This is a genomic window from Acinetobacter defluvii (assembly GCF_001704615.3).
Classification (GTDB): Bacteria; Pseudomonadota; Gammaproteobacteria; order Pseudomonadales; family Moraxellaceae; genus Acinetobacter; species Acinetobacter defluvii.
The window spans coordinates 781,619-804,107 of the sequence record NZ_CP029397.2; the positions used below are offsets into that span (position 1 = coordinate 781,619).

The 22,489-nt window shown below is 35.0% G+C and carries 21 protein-coding genes, 1 tRNA gene and 1 pseudogene; 7 read left to right on the forward strand and 16 right to left on the reverse strand.

The window, feature by feature from the left end; translation table 11 throughout:
* Nucleotides 1-6: 6 nt before the first annotated feature.
* Nucleotides 7-83, forward strand: a tRNA-Met gene (locus DJ533_RS06130).
* Nucleotides 84-248: 165 nt separating this feature from the next.
* Here DJ533_RS06130 and DJ533_RS06135 read toward each other — a convergent pair.
* Together DJ533_RS06135 and DJ533_RS06140 are read right to left on the reverse strand one after the other, a co-directional pair.
* A complete protein-coding gene (locus DJ533_RS06135) occupies nucleotides 249-2,030 on the reverse strand; it encodes an acyl-CoA dehydrogenase C-terminal domain-containing protein (protein WP_065995569.1) in 1,782 nt (593 codons plus the stop codon).
* 174 nt (nucleotides 2,031-2,204) lie between these two features.
* Nucleotides 2,205-4,007, reverse strand: a complete 1,803-nt coding sequence (locus DJ533_RS06140) for an acyl-CoA dehydrogenase C-terminal domain-containing protein (protein ID WP_065995570.1) — start codon at nucleotides 4,005-4,007, stop codon at nucleotides 2,205-2,207.
* Between the two features lie 536 nt (nucleotides 4,008-4,543).
* Here DJ533_RS06140 and DJ533_RS06145 point away from each other — a divergent pair.
* Complete coding sequence (locus tag DJ533_RS06145; RefSeq protein ID WP_109849248.1) at nucleotides 4,544-5,848, forward strand: IS4 family transposase; 1,305 nt, start codon at nucleotides 4,544-4,546, stop codon at nucleotides 5,846-5,848.
* 46 nt (nucleotides 5,849-5,894) lie between these two features.
* Here DJ533_RS06145 and DJ533_RS06150 read toward each other — a convergent pair whose 3' ends face one another.
* Nucleotides 5,895-6,533, reverse strand: a complete 639-nt coding sequence (locus DJ533_RS06150) for a hypothetical protein (protein WP_065993708.1) — start codon at nucleotides 6,531-6,533, stop codon at nucleotides 5,895-5,897.
* A gap of 135 nt (nucleotides 6,534-6,668) precedes the next feature.
* Here DJ533_RS06150 and baeS point away from each other — a divergent pair, with 135 nt between their 5' ends.
* The 3 genes from baeS (at nucleotide 6,669) to DJ533_RS06165 (ending at nucleotide 9,534) form a co-directional block, all read left to right on the forward strand.
* Complete coding sequence (gene baeS / locus DJ533_RS06155) at nucleotides 6,669-8,327, forward strand: sensor histidine kinase efflux regulator BaeS (protein WP_065993722.1); 1,659 nt, start codon at nucleotides 6,669-6,671, stop codon at nucleotides 8,325-8,327.
* 16 nt (nucleotides 8,328-8,343) lie between these two features.
* A complete protein-coding gene (locus DJ533_RS06160; RefSeq protein ID WP_065993707.1) occupies nucleotides 8,344-9,030 on the forward strand; it encodes a response regulator in 687 nt (228 codons plus the stop codon).
* 198 nt (nucleotides 9,031-9,228) lie between these two features.
* Nucleotides 9,229-9,534, forward strand: a complete 306-nt coding sequence (locus DJ533_RS06165; RefSeq protein WP_148245828.1) for a hypothetical protein — start codon at nucleotides 9,229-9,231, stop codon at nucleotides 9,532-9,534.
* A gap of 31 nt (nucleotides 9,535-9,565) precedes the next feature.
* Here DJ533_RS06165 and DJ533_RS06170 read toward each other — a convergent pair.
* The 13 genes and pseudogenes from DJ533_RS06170 to DJ533_RS06230 all read right to left on the reverse strand — a co-directional run bounded on the left by DJ533_RS06170 (nucleotide 9,566) and on the right by DJ533_RS06230 (nucleotide 21,814).
* Nucleotides 9,566-9,946 (reverse strand): annotated as a pseudogene (locus DJ533_RS06170) (MmcQ/YjbR family DNA-binding protein).
* A gap of 28 nt (nucleotides 9,947-9,974) precedes the next feature.
* The gene (locus DJ533_RS06175) at nucleotides 9,975-10,571 is read right to left on the reverse strand and encodes a L,D-transpeptidase family protein (RefSeq protein WP_065993706.1); all 597 of its coding nucleotides are present in this window, start codon (nucleotides 10,569-10,571) and stop codon (nucleotides 9,975-9,977) included.
* 135 nt (nucleotides 10,572-10,706) lie between these two features.
* The gene (locus tag DJ533_RS06180; protein ID WP_065993705.1) at nucleotides 10,707-12,149 is read right to left on the reverse strand and encodes a protein adenylyltransferase SelO; all 1,443 of its coding nucleotides are present in this window, start codon (nucleotides 12,147-12,149) and stop codon (nucleotides 10,707-10,709) included.
* Between the two features lie 141 nt (nucleotides 12,150-12,290).
* On the reverse strand, nucleotides 12,291-12,623 hold the full coding sequence (locus tag DJ533_RS06190) for a DHCW motif cupin fold protein (RefSeq protein WP_065993704.1): 333 nt from the start codon (nucleotides 12,621-12,623) through the stop codon (nucleotides 12,291-12,293).
* Nucleotides 12,624-12,756: 133 nt separating this feature from the next.
* Nucleotides 12,757-13,920, reverse strand: coding sequence for an acyl-CoA desaturase (locus tag DJ533_RS06195; protein ID WP_065993703.1), 1,164 nt, complete (start codon nucleotides 13,918-13,920; stop codon nucleotides 12,757-12,759).
* 340 nt (nucleotides 13,921-14,260) lie between these two features.
* On the reverse strand, nucleotides 14,261-14,983 hold the full coding sequence (locus DJ533_RS06200) for a glycerophosphodiester phosphodiesterase (protein WP_065993702.1): 723 nt from the start codon (nucleotides 14,981-14,983) through the stop codon (nucleotides 14,261-14,263).
* Between the two features lie 285 nt (nucleotides 14,984-15,268).
* Nucleotides 15,269-16,603: a MerR family transcriptional regulator gene (locus DJ533_RS06205; protein WP_228716519.1), complete on the reverse strand. Its 1,335-nt coding sequence runs from the start codon at nucleotides 16,601-16,603 to the stop codon at nucleotides 15,269-15,271.
* A complete protein-coding gene (locus DJ533_RS18875; RefSeq protein ID WP_228716520.1) occupies nucleotides 16,557-17,300 on the reverse strand; it encodes a TniQ family protein in 744 nt (247 codons plus the stop codon). Before DJ533_RS18875 ends, DJ533_RS06205 begins: the two co-directional genes overlap by 47 nt.
* 3 nt (nucleotides 17,301-17,303) lie before the next feature.
* Nucleotides 17,304-18,242 (reverse strand): TniB family NTP-binding protein, encoded by a 939-nt coding sequence (locus DJ533_RS06210; RefSeq protein ID WP_065993701.1) that lies wholly within the window; start codon nucleotides 18,240-18,242, stop codon nucleotides 17,304-17,306.
* Nucleotides 18,235-20,124 carry a Mu transposase C-terminal domain-containing protein gene (locus DJ533_RS06215; protein WP_065993700.1) on the reverse strand — a complete coding sequence of 630 codons (1,890 nt, stop codon included), beginning with the start codon at nucleotides 20,122-20,124 and terminating at the stop codon, nucleotides 18,235-18,237. Before DJ533_RS06215 ends, DJ533_RS06210 begins: the two co-directional genes overlap by 8 nt.
* Before the next feature lie 2 nt (nucleotides 20,125-20,126).
* Nucleotides 20,127-20,798 carry a TnsA endonuclease N-terminal domain-containing protein gene (locus DJ533_RS06220; protein WP_065993699.1) on the reverse strand — a complete coding sequence of 224 codons (672 nt, stop codon included), beginning with the start codon at nucleotides 20,796-20,798 and terminating at the stop codon, nucleotides 20,127-20,129.
* Nucleotides 20,799-20,968: 170 nt separating this feature from the next.
* The gene (locus DJ533_RS06225) at nucleotides 20,969-21,163 is read right to left on the reverse strand and encodes a helix-turn-helix domain-containing protein (RefSeq protein WP_065993698.1); all 195 of its coding nucleotides are present in this window, start codon (nucleotides 21,161-21,163) and stop codon (nucleotides 20,969-20,971) included.
* A 171-nt stretch (nucleotides 21,164-21,334) separates the two neighbouring features.
* Complete coding sequence (locus tag DJ533_RS06230) at nucleotides 21,335-21,814, reverse strand: hypothetical protein (protein ID WP_065993697.1); 480 nt, start codon at nucleotides 21,812-21,814, stop codon at nucleotides 21,335-21,337.
* 94 nt (nucleotides 21,815-21,908) lie between these two features.
* Here DJ533_RS06230 and DJ533_RS06235 point away from each other — a divergent pair, with 94 nt between their 5' ends.
* Both DJ533_RS06235 and DJ533_RS06240 read left to right on the forward strand, forming a co-directional pair.
* Entirely contained in the window at nucleotides 21,909-22,115 is a 207-nt protein-coding gene (locus DJ533_RS06235; protein ID WP_065993721.1) for a helix-turn-helix domain-containing protein, read from the forward strand.
* Nucleotides 22,116-22,316: 201 nt separating this feature from the next.
* Nucleotides 22,317-22,487, forward strand: a complete 171-nt coding sequence (locus DJ533_RS06240) for an acetyltransferase (RefSeq protein WP_065993696.1) — start codon at nucleotides 22,317-22,319, stop codon at nucleotides 22,485-22,487.
* Nucleotides 22,488-22,489: the final 2 nt, after the last annotated feature.

Here is a 22,489-nt window from a genome sequence, read left to right on the forward strand (position 1 = left end):
GTTTACGGCTATGTAGCTCAGTTGGTTAGAGCACAGCACTCATAATGCTGGGGTCACAGGTTCAAGTCCCGTCATAGCCACCATTTTTATAGACCACGTTCCAAAACGTGGTCTTTTTTTATTTGGCTTGATCTTGGGCTTTCTATAAGTTTTCGGCTTATTGAGCTGTTAACGATTAAGAAGAAATAAGAAGAAGCGTTGAAATAAAAAACGCTCGAATGATCGAGCGTTTTTTATTTCGAATGAAATTAAGCTTGATTCGTAAAATAATCTTCGCTAAAGCTCATAACTACTTCTGCACCAGACTTAATCTTTGCAATACGTGAGCTTAATTCAGGTAATACACGTTGGATGTAGTAATGTGTGAGTGATAATTTGTCTTGGTAGAACTGACCTTCTTTAGCTGATGCTGCTTTTGCAATACGCGCAAACATATAGGTAAAGCTTAACAAACCAACTGCGTGTAAATAATCTACAGCAACAGTATTGGCAAAATCTGCATTTTCTTTAGAGCGTTCGATAATACGATTTGTTGCTACTTCAATTTCAGTGGCAGCATCTAAAGTGGCATCTTTGATAAAGTTGAGATCAGCATCTAAATCGTTGGCAAAGTCACGGATTTCAGCAATATATTCTGCAATGAAAGCTCCATCACATTTAATGGTTTTACGACCAATCAAATCTTGTGATTGAACACCGTTAGTACCTTCATAGATTTGCGCGATACGTAAATCACGGACACATTGTTCCATACCCCATTCACGGATATAGCCATGACCACCAAAGCACATTTGTGCATCAATTACTGCGTCAAAAGCTGTATCTGTTAAATATGCTTTCGCAATAGGTGTTAAGAGTGCAACACGGTTATTGGCTTTTGCAACCGCTTCAGGATCTGTTGAGAACTTGGTGATATCTAATTGCTGACCAACATAGACTGCAAATGCACGAGAAGCTTCGTTGTTTGCACGAGCATTAAGCAACATACGACGTACATCACCATGCACTAAAATGCTGTCTGCAGGTTTATTTGGTGATTGAACGCCATTGGCACTACGACCTTGTAAACGATCAGTCGCATATTGTGCTGCATTTTGATAAGCAAATTCAGAAGCACCTAGCCCTTGAATCCCCATAGAAAGGCGTTCGTAGTTCATCATCACGAACATTGCCGCTAAACCTTCATTTTCTTTACCAACCAGATAGCCTTTCGCAGCATCAAAATTCATAACGCAGGTTGCAGAAGCTTTAATGCCCATTTTGTGTTCAATCGAACCAGGACCGACTGGGTTACGCTCACCTAAAGAACCATCTGTATTTACAATGAATTTAGGCACGATAAATAAAGAAATACCACGTGAACCCGCAGGTGCATCAGGTGTTTTAGCTAAAACAAGGTGAATAATGTTTTCAGCGAGGTCGTGATCACCACCTGTAATAAAGATTTTTGTACCTGTGATGTTATATGTACCATCAGCATTCGGTTCAGCTTTGGTTTTGATAATGCCTAAGTCTGTACCTGCATGTGGCTCAGTCAAACACATTGTACCAGACCATTCACCTGAATAAATTTTAGGTAAATAGGTTTCTTTTTGCTCTTGTGAAGCGTAGCTGTTCAAAGCCATACCCGCACCCACAGAAAGCAGTGGATAGAGCATGAATGAAGGATTTGTTGCGAAAAGCATTTCATCTGCAAGCACAGTTAGCATTTTAGGCATGCCTTGACCGCCCCATTCTTCATCCGCACCTAAGCCGATCCAACCGCCTTCAGCATATTGCTTAAATGCTTCTTTAAAACCAGCAGGTGTGGTCACAGCACCATTTTCATATTTTGCTCCTTCTTCATCACCTGTACGGTTGATTGGAAGTGTTACATTTTGAGCAAATTTTGCCATTTCTTCTAAAATAGCTTCTGCTGTTGCCGCATCAAGGTGTGCTAGGTTTTCATTGGCTTGCCAGAATTGTTCTGCGTTAAAAACATCATTAAGGATAAAACGCATATCCGTGAGGGGCGCATTGTAAATTGGCATAGTCAGTCACCTATTATTCGATTAAAACTAAAGTTAAGGGTCAGTCTAAACTGAAACATCACGCTTAGACTGATAAAAGTAAAATTTAGGTCTATTTATAAAGAAAAAGGACAATCAAAGCTATGACTGTCCTTTCTTGATTTATGTACGCATGGGTACAGTTTTTTCAGTCACTTAGAATGCAAAGTGTTCTGCATCTAAAGACATCAATGGCTCTAAACCACCTGCAATCACGTCAACGTGTGAACGTACACGTGGTAAGATTTTCTTAAAGTAGAAACGAGCAGTCGTTACTTTAGCATTGTAGAAGTCTACATCTGTCGTACCTTCAGCAAGTTTTTGTTGTGCAACAAGTGCCATACGTGCCCATAAGTATGCAAGCGTTACATAACCAGAGAAGTACATATAGTCAACTGCAGCAGCACCCACTTCATCAGGGTTTTGCATTGCTTTCATACCGATTTGCATCGTTAAATCACCCCACTCTTTGTTTAGAGCAGCAAGTGGTTCTAAGAACTCTTTCAAGTCCGCATTGTCTTTGTTTGCTTCGATAAATTTGTGGATGATCTTGGTGAAGTCTTTCAACATCGCACCTTGAGTCCCCAATACTTTACGACCTAATAAGTCAAGTGCTTGGATTTCAGTTGTTCCCTCATATAGGCAAGAGATACGTGTATCACGTACAATTTGCTCCATACCATGTTCTGAAATAAAGCCGTGACCACCAAAGACTTGAACACCGTGTTTTGCTGATTCTGAACCTGTTTCAGTTAAGAATGCTTTTGCAATTGGGGTAAGAAGTGACAAGATGTTATCTGCAAATTTACGTTCTTCTTCAGTTCCACCTTGTTCTACAATATCAGCATATTGCGACAAGAAGTAAACTAACGCACGACCACCTTCAGCAAATGCTTTTTGAGTTAACAGCATGTTACGAACAGCAGGGTGTACAATGATCGGGTCTGCTTCTTTTTCAGGTGCTTTAGGACCAGAAAGAGAACGCATTGCTAAACGATCTTTTGCATATGCAAGCGCACCTTGGAAAGACGATTCCGACGCTGTTAAACCTTGAACAGCAGTACCAATACGTGCAGTGTTCATGAAGGTAAACATACAGTTTAGACCACGATTTTCAGGTCCAATCAAGAAACCTTTAGCATTGTCAAAATTGATCACGCAAGTTGCGTTACCGTGGATTCCCATTTTATGTTCAATCGAACCACAACGCACCGCATTACGCTCGCCAACTGAGCCATCAGCATTGACATTGAACTTTGGTACGATGAATAAAGAAATACCTTTAGTACCTTTCGGTGCGCCTGGCAAACGTGCAAGTACAATATGGATGATGTTCTCAGCCATGTCATGCTCACCTGCTGAGATAAAGATTTTCTCTCCAGAAATTGCATAACTACCGTCAGCTTGAGGTTCAGCTTTAGAGCGAATAATACCTAAGTCAGAACCTGCATGAGACTCTGTTAAGCACATGGTACCAGTCCATTCACCAGATACAAGTTTTGGTAAATAGGTTGATTTCTGCTCTTCATTACCATGATGCTCAATGGTACGTACTGCACCATGAGATAGACCTGGATACATTCCCCAAGCCCAGTTTGCAGAACCGACCATTTCAGAAATCGCAGTACCTAATGAGCCTGGTAGACCTTGACCGCCATGTTCTTCTGGCACAGAAAGAGATGGGAAACCAAGTTCGATATACTTTTGATATGCTTCTTTGAAGCCTGTTGGTGTTGTTACAACACCGTCATTCCAAGTACAACCTTCTTGGTCGCCCACTTGGTTTAAAGGTGAAAGCTCATTTTCACAAAAATCAGCAGCAGCTTCTAAGTACTGGTCAACCAACTCACGGCTTACGTTGTCTTGGTATGCAGGGAGTTTAGCGTAATGTTCTTCAGCATTTAATAATTCATGTAAAACGAATTGCATATCACGTAAGGGTGCTTTGTATTGTGGCATATCGGTTTCCTCAATACTGGTTAGACCAGATTTATAATCCTAATAAATACGATGTGTGTCTTCATCGACACATAGTTGTTATGTACATCGTGCAACAACTTATAATAACGTACAAGTATTTCAGTGTGATTTCTCTGTGACTGTAAAGTCAAAGAAAAATAGTTGGAATAGTGTAAGTGCTTTGAGTGTAAACAGTTTTATAGGGAAAATAAGGTCACAAATAGTCAAAATCGTAAAAAGATATTTCCAGTCATGCTTTTGTCAGAATGACGAATTGTAAAAAGTAAAAATAACATAATTTTTTCAAAAAAATTTAAATACAGAAACAAATCATGTAGTTTGAGTTAGATAATGCCAATTTCTCTATTTTTGCTAAATCAAGAAAATAGAATGCAAATTTAACTGATAAATAAAAACTGTGAGTAGTAAATTTGGATAGAAAATAAAAAATCGCCCCGAAGAGCTAATGCCAGTCAGTTAAGCAAAAAAAGTTAAAATGCTGTAAAAAGAGTGTATGTAAATACGCTCTTTTTTTTATGAAATTATCTCAGAATTTAGATATAACATTACAACAAACCTTGCCTTCACTTTCTCAATTTAGTGAGTTAATTGATTTAAACTGGATTGAAGATTGCTTAAATCAAACAGGTAAAGCATCCATTCGAAAAAGAAAACTTCCTGCTGAACATGTTGTTTGGTTAGTCATTGGACTTGCTCTATTTCGAAACCAACCAATTTGGTATGTAGTTCAGCAATTACAACTTGTTTTCGGTACAACAGAATACTGTGTACCTAGTGCATCGGTACAGGCAAGACAGCGCTTAGGTTTAGAACCTATGAGTGCTTTATTTTCAACATTAAGTCAGGCATGGCTTAAAGACTCACAACAACAATATAATAACTTTCATGGTCTGTGCGTTTGTGCTGTAGACGGCGTGGTTTGGTCTATGCCTCATACCGAAGAAAACTTTAAGCACTTTGGCTCTTCTAAAGGGAAAACAGCAGTTGTTCCTTATCCACAAGTTAGAGCAACTTGTCTTGTGAATACCAATACACATGAAATGATCGATGCCCAAATTGGCAGTATGGATCAAGGTGAATTAACCTTAGCTAGTCAATTAAAAGCACCTGCTCATAGTATTACCTTATTTGATCGTGCTTACTTCTCTGCTGATTTTTTAGTGAGTTGGCAATCTCAGGCAGAAGAAAGTCATTGGTTGATGCGTGCAAAAGATAACCTTCGTTATGAAGTTATTCACAATAATGCCGCCCATGACTTTCAGATAAAAATGCCTGTTTCACCAAGAGCAAAAAAGATCAATCCAGCATTAGGTGATTATTGGGAAGCCCGTTTGCTTGAAGTTGAATATGCAGGAAAAACGAGGCGTTACATTACATCATTGACAGATTCTAAAGCGTATCCATTCAAAGACCTTGCGATGCTTTATATGCAGCGTTGGGAAATAGAAATGTGTTATCGAGAAATTAAAAGTGATTTACAGGATTCAAAGGTTTTAAGAAGTAAGCAACCTGATTTGGTGTATCAAGAATTGTGGGGTGTATTTATAGCTTATAATATTTTGAGACGACAGATGAAATTTATCGCCCAACATGCAAATGTCAGTCCTTTAAGGATCAGTTTCCATATTGCATCCATAGGTATTATCAATATCTTAAGACATACGCCTTTAGAGTCAGCAGGAAACTTACCTAAACATTTAGCACAATTATTTGAACAATCAAAAATATTTGTATTACCTGAAAAAAGGCAGAGAGAATGTTCACGAGTCGTGAAAATTAAAGCACAAAAATATCCAAGAAAATGCCAGTCAATTTCTTAACTGACTGGCATTACCCCGAAGAGCGATTTTTATTTGTTCTTTTAAATTAAGATGTTTTTAGATTTGTTGCAGGTGTAAGTGGTTGCATCGGTCGTTGCGGTTGAAATCTTACCACGCATGTTCCATTAATGATTTTTTCACCTAATTTCACTTGAATAGCTTTACCATTGCTTTGTCCTACACAAGCCTTTTGCATCGCATCCCAACGAGCCTGACGTTCTGCACGGTTTTGTTCACGCTGTTGTTGAATTTGTATCCGCTGTTCCTCAGTCATTGCTTGCATTTGACGCTGACCACGATGATGATTACCCGAATGACCATGCATCATACGACCTTGATCATGACGAAACTCACGTTTCATTTCACTCATAGCTTTACGGTCAGCTTGGAACACCATATTACATGTGCCATCTAGTGTTTTTTCGCCTGCTTTGATTTGAGTCATCTGACCCACAGATTTTCCATCACATGCTTTTTGAATTTGATTATGAAATGCTTGGCGTTCAGCACGCATTTTTTTAAATTGGGCACGCTGTTCTGGGCTCATATGACGATCATATTTATGATATCCCATCATGCGAGTATTTTGTTCATTTTGCGGTGTAGCTGTTGATTGACAAGCAGTTAATACCCCGATGCTAAGCATACTTGCTGTAACCAACGCAATTTTAGTTGTTACTTTCATTGTGCTGCTCCAATGATGTTGTAAATATTTGCATTCTTTAAAGATTAAATAATAATGATGTAGAAACAATGGAGAGTATTTTGAGGCACTGTTGGTTACAATGTGAAATAGAGAAGAAAATGTGTGAGAGCTGATTTGAATATACGTCGAGTTCCCATTGCATTACGTCTATTTTTGACTGTATTACTGACAACTTTAGTCATTACCACAGTCAGCTTGGGGGTTTTACATTGGACGATGCAGAAAAATTTCGCTAAATATGTCGCAGATGTTGAGATGCAAAAACTCGATCATTTGATTGAAAATTTGGCAGGCGTATATGGTTTGTACCATGACTGGGGCAATGCTGTTCAAGCACAGATTTTACAGATCGAAGGACAGGCTGCACCTGATGATTATGATAAATTGTCACGTTGGTGGCTGAGACGGCAGTATGATATTGCTTTGCAGCAGCGTTATTTTAAAGAACACACGTTAGTTAGTCAGATCAGCCAAGATTCAGGGATGAATCAAAGCAAACTTGATCCTGCTGAATTGCAAATGTTACAAGAAAACCTACCTTCCGCTTATCAGCCTTTTGAAGGTTTAAAGTTTCCACTCAGCTCTAATCAAAGCTTTTTTAAAGCACCTGAAAAGAATAATAAAAGTCAGACATCCGTATCATCTTTAAAGCAAGAAGGGAAAAAACGTTTTATTTCAATGCCTGACCGCTTAGGTTTAAGTTCTCGTTTGTCTTTGTATGATGCCAAACATCAATTCATCATTGGTGAACCCTCGGAAGACCAAGTGTCATTTCGCCCCATTATTGTCAAAAATCAAGTGGTGGGTTATTTAGGGCTAAAACCTGTTTTAGATCAAGATGATGCTTTAAGTATTAATTTTTTTAGTAATCAGAAAAAGTTTCTGGTGTTGATTTATATTTTATCTGTAATTGCCAGTTTAGTTACAGCATTATTACTTGCAACATATTTTAAAAAGCCGATTCAGCGCTTACTCAATGCAACCCGAGAACTGACCAAAGGTAATTATCAACACCAAGTTGTAGTTAAACGCAACGATGAATTGGGGGATTTATCTACAGAAATTAATCAATTGGCAGTGATCTTAGATCAGCATGAACATTCACGCCGTCAATGGGTTGCAGATACTTCCCATGAGCTCAAAACGCCTTTAGCTGTTTTGCAAGCACAAATTGAGGCAATGCAAGATGGTATTCGTAAGCCAACACCTGAGCATTTTTCTGCCATGCTTGGACAAGTCACCAGTTTGAAAAAACTCACTCAAGATTTGGCAGATTTGGCACAGGCTGAAGCGCAGCAACTGACATGTTATTTTGCTGAAGTTGATCCATGGCAAGTGGTTTTACAAGAGGTTGAAAATTTTAAACCAAAATTTGAGAAAGCTCATTTGTCCATTGATGTGCAAGGTGAGGGTGCAAAATTACAATTAGACATAGACCGTTTTAAACAAATTATGGTGAACTTGTTAGGTAATAGTATTCGCTACACTGAAGCTGGCGGTGAAGTTCAGATTCACACTGCGCAAGATGCACAGAGCTGGACGATCTATGTAGATGATAGTCCACTGGGTTTAAGTGATGAGCAGCTATCCAAACTCGGTGAGCGTTTTTATCGAGTGGACGACTCTCGCACACGTAGCACTGGTGGTACAGGTTTAGGCTTGGCATTGTCAGGTAAAATTGCGCAAGCTTTAGGTGGTCAGTTGAGTTTTGCGCATTCTCCATTGGGTGGGTTGCGTTGTAAATTAACTTTCCCAAAACAAACAAAGCGTTAAAAAAGGAAAATACAACATGAAGCATATTATGCTTGTAGAAGATGAAGTGGAACTTGCAGCGTTAGTGCGAGATTATCTTGAAGCAGCAGGCTTAGAAGTCAGTATGTTTCATGATGGACAAGAAGCATATGACAGTTTCTTACAACGTAAGCCAAGTTTGATGATTTTAGACTTGATGGTGCCACGTATGGATGGTTTGACCATTTGTCGTAAAGTCCGTGAGCAGTCTGACTTACCGATTATTATGGTAACGGCGCGTACCGAAGAGATTGACCGTGTATTGGGGCTAAACATGGGTGCAGATGATTATGTCTGTAAACCGTTTAGTCCAAAAGAGTTAGTCGCACGTGTGCAAGCAGTATTGCGTCGTTTAGAACGTAAAGCTGAACCTGAGGAAAATAATTTATTTCGTATGGATAAAGCACAACAACGCATCTGGTATCAACAAAAATCGTTGAATTTAACACCAACTGAATTCCGTTTATTGGAATTATTCCTAGAGCATGTTGGGCAAGTGTATTCACGTGCGCAACTTTTAGACCACATCAATCCAGACAGTTTCGATGTGGCTGATCGAGTTATTGATAGTCATATCAAAAACTTACGTCGTAAAATATCAGAGGCAGCAGAAACTGGTAACCGTCATGAATGGGTGCAAGCTGTTTATGGAGTAGGCTATCGTTTTGAATATCCAGAAGATTAAAAAATTTACAATTTAAAACATGGTTTGTGGATAAACACAGGTTTATCCACAGATTTTGGGTATAACTGCTGATAACGTATATTAAAAAATAAACAATCAGATGACATGCTTCTATGATGAAAACTGCTTTTGATCTGTATTTTTATAAGAATTATGCTTAAATTACAATCAGTCGAATAAGCTCAATAGAAAACTAAAATGTCTAACTCATCCGATTATTACCATTTGCGTCGATTTTTAGCAGTGCTTTGTTTTATTGCGGCATTTGTTTGTTTAGGGACATTTTTTCTTACTGATTTAGAGCATTATATTTTACTCATCTTGATGGTGATCTTTTTTGTATTGGCTTATTGTATTGCACCATATTCGCAAAATAGAGAGAGTAGGCGAGCTGATGTTATACAGGAACTATTTTTAGATCAATGGATTATCCAAGGATTTTTTCATTTAATTGCCTATCCGATTCGGATGATATTGACACTGATTCGCCATATATTTGATTAAAATATTTAAGAAAATATGCTAATTTGAGATGTTAAATAATTTCAGAATAGACAGTTAAAACTTGTTTCTGTTTTTTGGTTAATTTATCCGTGACCAATTGATATGAGGTTTTAACTAAATCTTCAACTAATGCCTGATCAATTTTTTCACCTGCATAGACTGAAATCCAATGCTGTTTATTCATATGATAGCCTGTATGAATAGAAGGATATAAGTCACGTAAAATTTCAGATTGTTCAGGGTTACATTTGAGATTGATGATTTTCTAAGTTGCATGTCTAAAACTCATCATAAAAATTTTATCCATGACTTTAAACACATAAATATCTTCACCAAAAGGATAACTGAGCTCAGCCAAAGGAAGTTGTTCGGCAATATGCATTGCGTGGGTTTGGATTTCATCTTCATTCATATTTTTACTTCCTATTTTTACATATCATTTATGGATAAATGGTGATGATCGTTCCATCATCAACCAATGCCCAGATTTCATCCATATCAACATTGCGTATAGCGATGCAGCCCCAAGTCCAATCATTGCGGGGTAAATACTCCATCAGTTTGGGGAGTTTATTCATTTGTGCGGTGGTCGCTGAACCATGAATCATGATATCGCCACCTACAGATACACCGAGCTGCTTGGCTTTGGCTTGATCTTGTGCATTGGGATAGGAGATATGCAAGGATTTATAAAATGCACTTTTGGGATTACGCCAATCTAAAACATACTGACCTTCAGGTGTTTTTCCATCACCCTCTTGAACTTTATGTCCAAACGGATCAAAACCTAAACGCATCGGATAAGTACGAATATTTTGCTCCTGATGTAACAGTTCAACGATACGCTTGGACTTATAGACTTTAACCTCGGTAATCGGGGTTTCTTGGCGGATTTTTGCCATTTCGGTAGATGTTAAATTATGGTTGGGTATTGTAGTTGGTTTAGATGGGAGATATTTACCATATTTTTGATAAGCAAAAGTCCCTACAATTGCAACTAGAATCAAGGTGATCAAGAGAATAATTTTTTTATTCATTTCTAAAAGTAACGAGAAAGTTTTGAGATTTATTCTACAAGGAAATAATTTCTAGCGCTGTGTTGATCTTGTTTTTAAAGATTTCAAGGATTGCAAAGGGTAGAGTGTCTACCCGTTTACAATTAAACGAGTGCTTTAGGAAGAACAACTGACCATCACTTCGGGGACATCACTTGGCAACGGTGCTAAATCTTCTGCTTTTTCTAGCTCAGGTTGCTTGGTAAATGGTTCACTTAGTAATTTAAACAGGCGATCGACTTCAGAAAAATCATTTCTCTCTGCTGCTTCGATTGCCTTTTGCGCCATGTGATTACGTAAAATATAAATCGGATTGGCTGTACGCATTTCAGCATCTAAGGCATCGGTATCTTGATTTTTACGAATATTTTTATACCGTGCCAAGAAACTTTCAAACTGTCGGCGATCTAAACAGTCATCTTTAATGGCTTCATAGTGCTTGTTCTGTAAACGTATAAAACTATCAGTATAATCTAACTGTTCACTTTGCAAAATTCTTAGAAATGCCATTGCACAATCAAAACTGTCTTTATGGAAGCTCGGTAAGCCCATTTTTTGACATAAGCCATGTGTGTAATGCTCTAAAAATGTCGGTTCAAAATGTTCTAAGCAATCGGCAAGGTCTTTTTTAAATTGTTCTTTGGTTTCAATCGGAGCAAGAGGAATGAGGTTATTCAGCCAGTTCCATAAATTCCAATGTCCAATACTCGGTTGATTTTGATAGGTATAACGACCATTATAATCACTGTGATTATTGATCCAGCTTGGACGGAAACGTTCCATAAAACCATAAGGTCCAAAGTCCAAAGTTGAACCTGTAATATTTAAATTATCCGTATTCATTACCCCATGAGCAAAGCCCACTAATTGCCATTTAGCGATCATCACAGCCGTGTTTTGAATCACTTTGCTGGCAAATGCTAAAATAGGATTTTCAGTTTCTAAACACTCTGGATAATGCCACTCGATACATTTCTGGGTAAATTCAGTCAACAATTCAGGTTGGTATTGATTAATCCATTCAAAATGTCCAAGACGAATGTGACAATCTGAAGTTCGTAGCATCATTGCGCCTAACTCTAATTTTTCACGTTGTACACCTTGTGCTGAGCTGGTAAATCCAACAGCATTACTTGAAGGCACACCCAAAGCATTTAAGGCATGTCCTGCCAGATATTCACGGATCACTGAGCGTAAAACCGCACGACCATCGCCCATACGCGAGTAGGGCGTTGAGCCTGCACCTTTTAAATGTAAGTCTATGGTTTTGTTATTTTGATCTAAAATCTGTGCAATGAGTAAGCCACGCCCATCACCGAGTTGTCCTGCCCATTGTCCAAATTGATGTCCTGCGTAGACCATTGCCAATGGATGAAATTCAGGAAATGTTTTTTGTCCGCTACAAATTTCAACCCAATCAGTTTTATCCTGTTCTGACCACTGTAATTCATTTGCCAAAGCTGTATTGAAATGACCTGCTTTTGCACCTTCGAGTGGTATAGGCATTTGCTCATGATAAAGTTTAGAGTTAAGTGAAGGGTAGCGGGAGTTGAATTTCATAGCAGGTCATCAAAATGGCTTTGCTAAAACTATAGCAAAGTTATTAGAGGGATTGGATGAATTCCAACTGTTTGAGTACACTTTAATATTAATCAACAATCAACAATCAACAATCAACAATCAACAATCAACAATCAACAATCAACAATCAATAATCAACAACTGTGCTCCAATTCTTGTTGAAGAGCGATGTGCTTCTGCATTGTCTACGACCTGATAACTCATACCTGCGCTGAGGGTAAAAGTTCGACCATCTTCAAGTTCAGTATGTAATTCACCTTCTAAGCAAAGCAGAATATGCCCTTTAGAACACCAATGGTCTGCAAGGTAGCCTTCTGAATACTCGACCATCCTGACACGGATATTGTCAAACTGCTGAGTGCGCCAAAGTGCATAGCCTTGTTCGCCTTCATGACGAATTGTGGGGATATCATTCCAATTGGTCGTGCCGAAAAGGATATTGTCCAGATTCATTTTTATTCTCTTATTTATGTTGTTTATCATGTGTAAGACAAAGGCTATTTTTTATGAGATAACTTTCTCTTGATCTTTTTTTAATGATAAAAGAAAAGCCCCATGTCGGAGCTATTCTTGAATATTCATTTGATTAAGAAACAACATTCTTTTTAATGCCACGCATCAAAGTTTCTAAGCGTTCACGATGGAAAGCAAGTTTTTGCTCTACCAATTGGAAGTCAACTTTAAGTTTACTGTCCATTTGATGTAGTTTTTCTGCCACAGAAGCTTTTTTTGTTTGTAACTCTTGTTCTTTCAATGCTGCCCAATCATTTAAGGTATTGGTAAATGCTTCATATTCTTGAGCAACTTTTTGTTTCATTGCCAAAATATCTGCATTAACATCATGTCCATAAACGGCTAAGTCTTGTTCTGCATATTTAAAACGCATTGCTAATTCAGCTTTTTTAATATTAAAGCTTGGGATACGGCGTAAATTTTTTGCAAGACCCACTTTAGAGCAAGACCAGATTAACCATTTTGTTGGATCATACTGCCACCACTTCACACCATTACGATAGTCATACTGGAAAATATGATGATAGTTATGATAACCCTCGCCCCAAGTTGCGATCGCAAGGATGAAGTTATCACGTGCTGTATTTTCATCGGTATAAGGACGTTTGCCCCACATATGACACAATGAGTTAATGAAGAATGTGACATGATGGCTAATAATTAGGCGAATCAAACCACCTAATAATAAAACACCCCATATATCACCTACAGCCCAACCGATGGGTAATAAAATCGCAGCATGAACACCAATTACCAACGGAATATAGTATTTATGTTGGAACATAACCAGTTTGTCATTCAGCAAATCTGGCGCATTTTTATAATTAGGCTCAGACGCTGGATAATTACGCAACATCCAACCAATGTGCGCGTACCAAAATCCATTATTAATCGAATAAGGATCTTGATCGACATCATCTACATGACGGTGATGAGTACGATGACCTGAAGCCCAAAACAAGATACTGTTCTGAACGGCAAAAGTTCCCATAATCATTAAAATGATTTTAAGCGGTAAGGTCGCTTCATAGGCACGATGTGCCCATAGACGATGATAACCCGCAGTAATACCTAAACTACTAAAACCAAGTAGCACGAATAAGCTGATCCACGCCGCAGGACTGAAATCATGATGCCAAGCATACAAAGGAATGGCGATAAGTGCGACGATAGGTAACAAAACTAACGCGAATACACCGATCCAGTTAATTGGGGCTTTGGGTAAGGGAGCATTCATCTCCAACAGCACTCCTAAAAACCTTTAAATATTAGGTAAAAATAAGATACAGCCAACACTTTTTATAAGGCTGCAATGCGTGAATAATAACATGCTAAAACGATTGTTCACCAGTATTATTGTACAACTGTATTGTGCAAAACAGTAACAGAATAAAACATATTTTTAATAGATTTTATCGGAAAAAAGAAACTACGAATATCATGAAATTTTAGGTAAAGCCCTGTGGTGGAATTGTGCGAAAATTAGTCTTTAATCTTTGATTTTATACAGAATGTGACATTGTAATATTTCATTTAAAAGTCAAAGTAGAACAAAATATCAACAATTTTATGACGTGTTATCGGCGGTGTTGTAAAGCAATTTGCATCATTTTAGGAAAATCTGTAATTAAACCTTGAACACCAAGTTCGCATAAATGTCGAGCACGCTCAATATCATTTACTGTCCACACACTGATATTTAACTGTGCCGCTTGAGTTTTTTGAAGGATGTAATCGGTTGCAAGTTGATTCATCCAACCGATCTGAACACAATTGAGTTCAAGTGCTTGTTCAATCGCATGCTCACCAATGTCATTTTCGATCAACAATCCTTGTTTAAATTGAGTTTGTTGCTGTTTTAAAGCTTGATGAATTTTTAAATCAAAACTGGTAATCACCGCAGATGTTTCAAAACCTTGTAATTGCTTTTGGAGTTCGATCACTAATTTTTCAGCTTGTTGTTGTGTATCAACTGCTTTGACTTCGACTTCAATATGATCAAAATTTTGAATAATATTCAAAGTTTGTTTTAGTGTGGGGGTGATTTGCTTGTCCCAATCTATCCAAATGTTGGCTTGATTATACTCACCTAACTCTGTGCTTGCTAATTCATACAGATTTTGATCAATACCTGTAGTTCTCAGAAAATTATCATCATGCATGATGATCAGTTCATCGTCTTTGAGTTGTCGCACATCAAACTCGACTGCACGAATGCCTAAGTCATGAATGTATTCAAATCCACCTAACGTATTTTCTGGTGCTTCGCCACGTGCGCCACGATGTCCGATGATGATCATAATCAGCTCTTAACTTTTTAATCATTTTATGAAAACGTATTGTATAGTGTAAATGAGGTTGAGCTAGTAAAATATATAAAGGTACAGAATTCATCTAAACAAAATAGCTAGTTTAAATGATTGTTTATTTCTATCTATACATAAAAAAGGAGGGTTAAAACCCTCCTCTAATTACTTACAGTAAATGACAGATAATGTGAGATTGGTTTTTTTAATTAAATCAATAGCTTTTAATTTTTTGTGACACATGGTCTGAGCTACTTTTGACACATAAGTTAAGATTTTCTAAGAATCTGTGTCACATAAGTTAAGATTTTTCTCACTATGTTGATTTCCATAACCTGAATGAAGTAAATTTTCTACATCCTTTTTTTTAAATAACCTGATGGAGTAATGATGATTGCCATAAAAATATGGTTTGATTAATCCACGCGTTACTAAATTCGTAATGTGCGTTCGATGCATGCCTAGATATTTATTAGCTTCCGAAGCTGTAAAAAATTCCTTTTTAATCTCTAACACATGATTGAATTGTTTCTTAGTGAATAATCGGCAATAACCAATAGATTTTATTGTTAAGAAACCAGTCATAATCCAATTTTTTTGTAGCTGATTGAAAGTACAATTTAGAGTTCTAAGCACTTCATCTATTTCAATATATGAAGGATCATTCTTTTGTTGTAGTAGTTTATTAACACTGCTTCTAGGAATGCGGTAAGGCCGTGCATCTAGATCTTCGACTTGAATCCAATTATGTTGAATTAGTTGGGCTACTTGTAACGATGAAATGCTCAAAAGCTCAGCTGCTTCATTTAGACTCATAAAATTATTTTTTCTATCCTGAAATGTAGTATTTTTTTTATTACGCCTGCGATTGTTTTTATATGTTGTTATTTTTTCAATTATATCTTTAGTTAAATGGTTAACTGAACTTCTATTATAGTAAGCAGGATAAGTTTTATCACTATCAATTGGGTTGATATTTAAACTTGAAAGTTTATCTCTTAAAGTAAATACTGAAACATCTAAAGTCCTAGCAAGAGAACTTAAAAAAATATAATTTTTATTGAATTTAATAACGAATTCCTTCTCAAGACATAGTTGCATAGAGCGATTGATATATTTTTTGGTTGCTGGAATGGTTGGCATTTTAAGAAATAAACGTGTATTAGCAATATTAATGTCAAGTATTTTCATGATTTCAGTAATGGTATAATAGTGACTGGATTCATCTTCTAATGCTGGTGGACGGTTATATTTGTAGTTGCCATTGATATTTTGTTTTTCATAAATAAGCCAGTCCTCAAGAATTTCTATAGTGAAATTAGTTTTATCGCTATTGATAAATTGCTCATGATATAAAATTCCAGCTTTCAATCTTTTATTGAATGATACGAAAGTTATCCCAAGTACATGAATAACATCATTTTTGTTGAATTTTTTACTGATGGGTAGGGATGATTTTTTTTTATAATCTCTAAAGTAGGATTGCACATCATTTACAATATTTCTAAATCTAGTTTTATTTCTTGAAAATGGTAGTATTTGAATTTGAGGATGAGCATAATTTAAATTATTCTCGATTATCTTTGATAAATATAGATGCAAATCTTTTTTCATTGTGAAAATACTCGTGACATAATTTTAAAATATAAGAATAGTTTGCTGTAATTTCTAAATTGGAAAAATATTCAATTAATGCTATCCATATATCAAAAAATATTTCAACAAAATTTTCTTCATCTGAATTTAGTTTTTCTATGAACCAGCTGTTAGTATTAATTTTGTCAGGATTAGATAGTTCTATCTGGCTTTTTCGAATATCAAAATTGCAATTTGAACATTCAAATAATGATCTTCGATTTGTTTGCAATGGATTGAGGCATTCTGGACAGTTGCTTATTAAATTAACTTGATGATCTGGACAAATTAAGAGAGGGGTTAATAACCAATTTTTTTTCCAATATCCATTTTTATCTAAGCAAATTGGACAGAACTTATTCAATCCAATGGTAAGCAGTTTAGGTTGAATTATTTGATTTTCATTCCAAAAGAAATATTGAGACGTTGGAGGAACTTTTTTTATGACTAATTCTAATAAATCATATGAAAGATCTAGACGCTCTATGATTTGTTTGAATTTATTTTCGTCAGTAAATATAGAATCATATGATAATTTATAAACTGGAATGCGAACACTATTTAGCATTTGTTTTGGCGATTGATAACCGTTTGAGTATGATGCTCTAAGTAGAAAGCTTGCTAAAAATTCATCATCAAATGGAATTGGCGTATGAGAAAGAGTCAGTTTTTTCATGATTTAAATTAGAATTTCAGTAATTTGAGAAGGATTGAGTTGAAAAATATTTTTTTGAGTCATTGGTTTATATAAGATACTTTTTGAAGCATAGGCTTCATGAAAGTCGCTCATTGAAACAACTAGGCGGTTATTGTTCATCGCATTTAAGCAACTCTGGTGTACAAGCTGCATAACATAAGCTTGAAAGCCACTAGTCGCTAAAAATATTCGCGTGGATAGATCTTTTGAGCTAATTTCTGGATCAAATCTAATGTCAAAATTCTTTAACATATATATAGAAATTTGCTTTAAAAAAGGTATTAGTGTCGAATTTTCTGCATGTACATCTAAAGTCAGAGGGTTGAGTTTTACAACACATGAGAACCTTCGTGCTAATTGGCTATCAATGAACAGATTGTGTTGAATATTCGGTAATCCGACTAAACATATAGATATTTTCGTTTCATCCGCTAATGTCTTGATCCAATTCGCAACATTTTCTGAAGTCTTATTTTTTTGAGCGCTTGAGCTGTAAATGTGATGAAACTCATCAAGCATAATCAGTTGTGTTTTGCATTCTTTTAAAAGAATGCGTAATCGATAATTTAATTGCTCACTAGTACCTTTGTGGTCAGTACATCCAAGCTCTTCTAGCATTCTGATTGCTAGGCTCTTGATCGTGATTGGAGATGGGACTGGAAAATAAAAAGCGGGAACAATTAACTTCTCCATATTATCTTCAATAGATTTATATGTTTTATATCTACTTCTAATAAGCTTACATATCGTTGATTTACCAACACCTCCTTCACCAAGCAATAATGAGCCGATAGGACGATTATTCAGGTAACTCATCTGCATACATTCATCAATACAGGTCAAAGCATTTGAAAAATCAGAATGGTGACAAATGAAGTTTCTTAACTTAGAGAGAACTTCAATATTTGTATTATTATTCATCGAAATTAATCTCTTCGTAAAAAAAATCAGTTAAATCTGAATGTAAATTGTCATATGCAAGGTGAGGGACATCGTCTATATGAATATTGGATGAACGTACATCAACTTTTTCATCATTTAGACTTGTTAGCTTTAAACGATCTTCCTGCTGTTTAATCATTAGTGGTAAATCATTTTTAACTTGTCTAAAACGTTTATTCTTTTTATTAAGTGTTTGTATTTTTAATAAGAAGTTTAAGCGTGCTAGATATAAAGTCTCTTCATTTTTGATCTCATTAGGATCAGATTTATACTTTTCACGTATTATTTCTTTGGCTTCAAGCCATTCGGCTAAAGTCAAATCTTTAGTTGCGTTAGGATAAATGGAGTCGGCTTGAATTAGATTGCTTTTATTGAAAGGATCTTGAACATAGATAGTGCTTAAATCTAGCTGGTCGACATAAACGGTAACTTTCTCTTTGAAATGAGAATTTAATGTTGCGAGGGCATGAGATTTATATCTTAGTCCTTTTAGATTTATTTGATCTTTACTTATTTTATATCGAAAAACAGTTCTACATTTTCTTTCAACTTCTAATTTTGGAATAGTTAGTGGAGGTAGTATTTTTGAAGCATCATCCCACATTTTTTCTGGTCGCTGTTGGGTGCCAGAATGCACTCTTTTATGATAAATATTTTCAATCCATTCATTCACTAAATCTCTCAATGTATCAAGTGTATAACAAGCATTTCCTATAGAGTCATAATCACCACGATGCAATGGTGATGAATACGTAGTACCTCTGAGTTTATGAATAATACTTTCATTAAGTGATTTAAAGAAACTTTCAACATGCGCTTTGTTATTTGGCAAATATGGTTGTGATTCAGATTTTGTAATATTGAAATTATTACAAAAATTAGCTAAGGCATTATTGTTAAATTCGCAACCATTGTCTGGGATTATTACCGTTGGAAGGCCTCCAGTTTTTCCAATATAGGGTCTCATTAACATATTTTTAAGCGTAAGTAATGTTTTTGTTGCTGATGGAGGTAACATGCATAAGTGCCATCCAACGATTGCTCGTGTATAAACATCTATAGCAATGCAAAGCTGTGGTCTACCAAGTACGTTTCCGTTTTGATCTATGATAATGCAATCAATCTCATGTGTATCGATTTCAACTATTGCAAGTAGTCCATAAGAGATTAAACTCTGACCCGATGCCTTAAATTTTCTATTTGCTTCTTTTGATCCATTTTTATTTTTAACCACAATATAGGGATCAATTCTTTTAAAACGTCGATATATAGTTCGTTCTGACGGTATTTTTGAATTTGTATTGAGTGACCTAATTCGTTCTTTAATAATTACATAGGCATCATTTGGACTGAAACTTTCTCTTTCCTTAATAAAACTGAAAATTACTTCATTAATAATTTTCTCAACTTCGATCGAAAATCTAAGACTTTTATTTCCCCCCTTTTCTTGATAAAACCCGTGGAATGAATCTGATTTGTCACGATATATTTTTATATATTTTGCAAGTGTACTTGCAGATATTTCTCTAAGATCAGGATTTTCTTTAATTATATTTTTAATTGCAAGTTTCAATTTCCTATTTGAACATGGGATTTGTTTTGAAAAAACGTAGTTAAGATACTTAAAAATTTCTTCAAGTGTCAGAGCTTTGTTTTTGTGAAATTGTGGAATACTTAAATTAGTGAACTTTACATCTCCATTTAAAATCTTTTGAATTAAATCATCTTTGGTTATGAAATACATGTTTCCATTAATGAAATTTGAGTATCGGATGACATCTTGTTCTATATAACATATTTCATAAAATTCATCGTTATATGTGATGCGGTCACCAATATTTATACTAAGTTTATTTTTCATAATTAAACTCCTAAAATTTTTTTATAAAAAATAAAGTAATCAGCAATCATTGGGTTTAAATTATTTGATTGCATCAAAAGGTATAGGTCTTCTTTTATTTTAAATTTTGCATTATTAATAATGATTTCTGCTTTATCTAAATCAGATTTATTTAATATTTTATGGTTTGCGCGTTGATAGCTGATATTTAAAAATAGATAATCTTGTTTTGAAAGAAGATTATGGCGATCAAAGGTCTTGAATTTAATACAATGATTTTTTAAAATTTCCTCTGCAATTTTAAATCTTGAAAAAATTCTTTCCGAAATTGTTTTTAAATTTGGTTTTATTTCATGAACTTCAAATCCATTTGATTTTTTGATAATGAAATCTGGAATAATAAAATGTTGATCACTAATAAAGATTTGAACTGCTTGTGTTCGATACTGAAGTATATTTTCATCACGCTCTAAACTTATTGCATGAGCAAGTTCTAAATTGCTTTCAAGACAGATGAGGCCTTCATTTTTTGTGCTTGGAAAGAGTGAAACACGGCTACCAATACGTGATTTTATTCTACGTTCACCAATGAACTTTGATGATACATGTGTTTGTTTTCGAAAAGCATCTTCAAATTTTTCATGTAGGTTTTGATTCAGATGCTCTAATTTTTGTTCTAAATAGCTTGATTGCATTGCTGTTCTCACATTTTTTAGGATGAGATAAAACGCTGAGCAATTTTGATTTTATTGCTCAAGGCTTGACGGAACCTTGCAATCAAGAGATACTAAAAACGCCAATAGTTAGCTTTCTCTTGATTGCAAACGGGTAGAGCGGATTCTATGAGTCCGCTTTATTTTTTAAGTCATTTTTCTTTCTCCTCTAGAATTAATCCAAGAGCAACAGCAATTCGTCGACTTTCGCCACGCTGAGGTAAACGATTGGTATTTAGGATTCTATATACTAAATCTCTTGAAAAATTATGTTTTAAGCTCCAATCAGAAACACTCATTTCTGACTGCTCAAACTCTTTTTTTATCTGATATCTTGTCTTTGTCATAGTGATAATAATAAGAAAAATTTATATAAACTTATGTTCTTTTTTTGATTTTATCAAGTGTTTTTTTTATTTATTATAAAAAAATTAATGGATTAATTAATGTTTATTTTTTAATTATTGATATTTTATATTTATTATTATTTAATGTTTTGTGATTGTTTATTTTGTTTTTCAATAAGTGCAGTGTTGTAGGTTTTTAATAATATCTATTATTATTTCTTTCTCATTATTAAGTTTATTAATATTTTTTTTAATTAATGAAATATAATTATTGAAACAAAAATCAATGGAATTGACCTTTTTCTTAATTATCTCTATATCTTTGATTTTATTGTTTTTTATTATGATTTCTAATTGTAGTTCTTCTAATCGTTTTTCTAATGTTTCTTTTGCTTTTTTCTCGCAGTGATATTGTCTAAATTTAGCCAATTTTTCTGTTTCTGAGTAGAGTTTTTCATTATCTTCATAATAAATAATTAGATATTCATAATTAACTAACTCTTTGATTAAAGAGTACGTTTGTTGCTGAATTGAATCAGAATTTGGATTGATTTCTTGCCAAATTCGTTTTGGTTTAAATGCAAACAAAAGTGGATCATTTTCTACAATTTTTAGAAAATCCTCCTTTAGTGGATGATTGAACTCATTCATGAAGACATACTTTTAATTTCTAAAAGAGGATTATAGTCCGTGGATGTTTAATCCTCAAATAGTGATAGTTCTGTTTTTTGAGCAATTGATTCAAATGACAGAATTATCGATAATATTAGGTCAAAATATACGCAAAGCAAGGAAAGAGAAAAACCTTTCACAAGAAAAGTTAGCATTGTTATGCGAATTTGATAGAAGCTATCTGGGGCGTATAGAAAGAGGAGAAGTAAATATAACGGTTTTAAAACTATATGAAATAGCGAAAGTTTTAGAGGTTGATATTCGAATATTGCTTGTCTAATTCAAGATATACGATTTTATAGTTAGAAATTAGAATAATTTTTCTGATAATAGTCTGATGAGAATATTTATTGTTAATCTTTTGAACTATATTGGTTGTATACAGGCTCATATTTTTATTTATGATTTTTTTAGAGGAAAGTTTAATTTATTATGAGTTTTTAGAATAAGCGACTATATAGTTAGTATCTATGAGATTTATATGGAAAATTCAGTTAAAAAATATGGCGTTAAAATAGTTTCTCGTCCGAAAATAAAGGCTTCTAAAAAGCTTGATTTAACTGGTAAAGAGGGAGAGAAAATTGTTGAGTATGAAACGAAATTGCTTCTAATTCGCCATAAAAAAGCATTCGAACGTTTGGCTGATTTATAGTG